Source organism: Aeromicrobium sp. Leaf272 (genome assembly GCF_001422865.1).
GTDB lineage: Bacteria > Actinomycetota > Actinomycetes > Propionibacteriales > Nocardioidaceae > Aeromicrobium.
Genome location: NZ_LMMY01000009.1, coordinates 467,247 through 470,706 on the forward strand (window position 1 = coordinate 467,247; position 3,460 = coordinate 470,706).

At 73.0% G+C, this 3,460-nt stretch carries 5 protein-coding genes; 1 reads left to right on the forward strand and 4 read right to left on the reverse strand.

The window, feature by feature from the left end:
- Positions 1-12: 12 nt before the first annotated feature.
- Positions 13-659: SDR family oxidoreductase (locus ASF38_RS03885; protein WP_255353806.1), on the forward strand; the 647-nt coding region annotated here is incomplete at its 3' end.
- A gap of 223 nt (positions 660-882) precedes the next feature.
- On the opposite strand, the gene ASF38_RS03890 is transcribed toward ASF38_RS03885, so the two are convergent.
- From ASF38_RS03890 to ASF38_RS03905, 4 genes are all read right to left on the reverse strand, one after another.
- On the reverse strand, positions 883-1,215 hold the full coding sequence (locus tag ASF38_RS03890; RefSeq protein WP_156364880.1) for an Lsr2 family protein: 333 nt from the start codon (positions 1,213-1,215) through the stop codon (positions 883-885).
- 93 nt (positions 1,216-1,308) lie between these two features.
- Positions 1,309-2,064, reverse strand: coding sequence for a 2-phosphosulfolactate phosphatase (locus ASF38_RS03895; protein WP_056573758.1), 756 nt, complete (start codon positions 2,062-2,064; stop codon positions 1,309-1,311).
- A 29-nt stretch (positions 2,065-2,093) separates the two neighbouring features.
- The gene (locus ASF38_RS03900; RefSeq protein ID WP_156366769.1) at positions 2,094-2,738 is read right to left on the reverse strand and encodes a hypothetical protein; all 645 of its coding nucleotides are present in this window, start codon (positions 2,736-2,738) and stop codon (positions 2,094-2,096) included.
- Between the two features lie 31 nt (positions 2,739-2,769).
- A partial coding sequence (locus ASF38_RS03905; RefSeq protein WP_056574170.1) for an ECF transporter S component occupies positions 2,770-3,460 on the reverse strand: 691 nt, incomplete at its 5' end.

Genomic DNA, 3,460 nt, shown 5'->3' on the forward strand with positions numbered 1-3,460 from the left:
AGGACCTACGACATCGCCGTCCCCGACCTCACCGGTCGGCGCGCGGTCATCACCGGCGCGAGCGACGGGATCGGGCTCGTCATCGCCCGGACGCTCGCCGCCGCCGGAGCCGACGTGGTCCTGCCCGTCCGGAACCGCACGAAGGGAGAGGCGGCCGTGCGGACGATCCGCGGGCGGCACCCGGGGGCTCGCCTGACCCTCCACGACCTCGACCTCTCGTCGCTTGCGTCGGTCGAGGCCTTCGCCGCCACGATGCGTGCGGAGGGCGAGCCGATCCACCTGCTCGTCAACAACGCAGGCGTCATGACGCCGCCGGAGCGCCAGACCACGCAGGACGGCTTCGAGCTCCAGCTCGGCACCAACCACCTCGCTCACGTCGCGCTCACCGCCCACCTGCTCCCGCTCCTCGTGGACGGCGGGGCACGGGTGACGTCGCAGGTCAGCGTGGCGGCCAGGAGCGGCGTCATCAACTGGGACGACCCCGGGTTCGAGCGCGCCTACGACGGCATGCGCGCGTACCGGCAGTCCAAGATCGCCCTGGGTCTCTTCGGCCTCGAGCTCGACCGCCGGAGCCGGGTCGAGGGCTGGGGCATCACGAGCAACCTCTCCCACCCGGGCGTGGCGCCGACCAGCCTGCTGGCGGCCCGGCCCGAGGTGGGNGGCACTCCCGAGAGCGCGGCGCTGCCGGCGGTGCTCGCGGCGACCGCGCCGGACCCGGCGCCCTTCTACGGTCCGCAGGGCCTCGGGGGCACCGGTGGCGCCCCGGGTCCGGTGGATCTCTGGAAGCCTCTCAGCGACCTCGGCGACGCCACGCGTGCGTGGGACCTTTCCGAGGATCTCGCCGGAGTGGTGTTCGCGCGGGGATGAGTCGTCGGGCTCGGCTCAGTTCGCGGACTGGTAGGCCTCGATGAGCGACGACGGGACGCGGCCACGGGCCGGGACGTCCAGGCCCTGCTCCTGCGCCCAGGCTCGCACGGCCTTGGCGTCGACGCCGGAACCGCCGCCCGAGGAGGAGGTCCGGGTGGTGCGACCGGCGGCGCGGCGGCCGACGGCGATGTAGGGAGCCACGGCGTCGGCGAAGGCCTGGCGCTCGGACTCGGTGAGGTCGACCTGGTAGCCCACTCCGTCGAACGTGAACGACACCGTCGGTGCCGGGGTGTCGATCTCGTCGCCACTCAGGTCGGAGTAGAACTTTTCCACGGTCTTTTTCGCCATGCCGGAACCATATCGCCCACCACCCGATAATGCGGGCATTTCCCGAGAGCATTCAGGACCAAAGTCATGAATAGTTTCGGAATGCGCCGAATTTCACGGGGCGGCGACGAAACCGCGGTCGCTCAGCACCGGCACGACGCTGCTGGCCCCGACCTCGGCCGCCACGGCGACGTCGTCGGACCAGCCCGCTGCGACGAGCTCCTGGCCACTCGCGCAGGCCGTCAGGTGGGCGGCCTCGCGACCCTGCACGAGGCGGTACGCGTCGGCCGCGGCGGCAGCCTCCGGTGACAGGCCCGGCCACTCGAAGTCCTCGAGCGCCGCGAGCACCGCACCGGCTCCCCACAGGTCCTCGAGCGCGGGTCGCAGCGAGCCGTCGCTCCACCGTTCCCCCGCGGCGACCACGGCCACGACCGTGTCGTCGGCGTCGTGCTCCCGCGCGATCCAGGCCGCGACGGCAGCCGCGTTGCGCAGGCTCGCGCCCACCACCGTGGTGGCCGAGCCCGCGAGTGCGTGCGCCACGGCCGACCCGTTCGGTGACGGCAGCACCAGACGACCCGGCAGCGGGACCCGCAGCAGCCGCGCCGGCGAGAGCGTGGGCTCGTCCGGGCCCGCCGAGGCCCGGTCGGCGGCCAGCACCGCGCCGGTCTGCGCCGCGACCTCTGCCGCGTCGGCGCGACCGGTCGGGTACGGCACCACGACGCTGCCGCGTTCCACCGCCACCCCCAGCGCCGTGGTGAACGACAGCACGTCGACGACGACGGCGACGTCGGCTCCGTCGGAGATCGCGCGGCCGCCGACCGGACCCCAGTCGAAGCGGACCGTGTGGCCCGGCTGGTGAGTCGTGAGCATGGGCCCAGTGTGCCGGGCAGCGGGAACCGTCAGGGCCGACGGCGGCGTGCCAGGACCACGGCGCCGACCACGAGGACGCCGAGCACGAGGACGAAGACGATGATCTCGACCCACCCGATGGCGTACCCGGTGGAGGTGGCCACGTCGTCGGCCTCGCCCGGGGTCGCGACCAGCTCGGCCTCGGCGCGGGTCTGCTGCGTGCTCGGCGTCTCGACCGTCACGTCCTCCCCGTCCGCGAGCAGCTGGTACCGCAGGGCGAGGAACTCACCGGGCACGACGTCGTGGTCGCGCACGCCGGTCTGGGCGTACGACCACTCGCCGCCCTCGTCGGCGGTGAGGAAGGCCCAGTACCCGTCGCCGGAGAGCGAGGCGCCGCACGTCTCCTGGGCCGCGTCGGGCCGACCGTCGATCCGGCAGACGAAGGGTGCGGACCCCTGCGTCTCCTCGACGTCGAGACCAGCCGCCTGGAGAGCGTCGTAGGCAGTGGCGTCGCCGGCGAGGTCCGTGGCGCAGCGGACGAGCTGATCACCGTCGAGCGTCGCGGGCTCGACCACGACCACGACGTCGTCGGACCCGCACTCGCCCTCGGCGGCCGCCTGCGCAGCGGACGGAGCGGCTACCAGGGCAGCGGCGCAGACGACGACGGACAGCAGCTGGTGAGCGTGGCGGAGCATGTCGTCCATCGTCACAGACGACGAGCCCGCCTCAGGGCTGCGGGACCGGTTCGGCCGTGCGGCCGTACCGAGCACGCCGGGCAGCCCGGCGCAGGGTCACCAGCACGGCGGGTCCGAGCGTGGCCACGAGCAGCGCGTTGGTGATCGCGCGACCCGTGTCCCAGCCCCAGGTCGACGTGACGAGGTTGAACACCAGGAAGCGGTGCAGGTTCTCCAGGATCGGGGCACCCGGCACCAGCTGCAGCGTCTCGCCTGCGCCGGGGGTGGCGATGCCGAGCTGGAAGGGCCACGACGACAGGTTCATCAGCATGCCGAACAGGTACGCCACGACCACGGCGTAGACCACGAGCATCGCGATCTCCGCCCGTCCCGTGACCCGCCGTGGCAGCAGGCCCGCACCCAGTCCGATCCACGCGGCGCACATCATCTGGAACGGCAGCCACGGCCCCACGCCCGACGTGAGCAGGGCCGACGCGAACAACGAGGTGCAGCCCAGCACGAAGCCGAACCCGGGCCCGAACACCCGCCCGGCGAGGACGAGGACGAAGAACACCGTCTCGATGCCGGCCGTCCCGGCTCCCAGGGGTCTCAGTGCCGCGTTCACCGCCGTCAGCACGCCGAGCATCGCCAGCGCCTTGGCGTCCATGCCGCCCTCGGTGAGCTCGGCGACCACCACCATGACGACGATCGGCAGGAGCGCCATGAACAGGAACGGCTGGTCG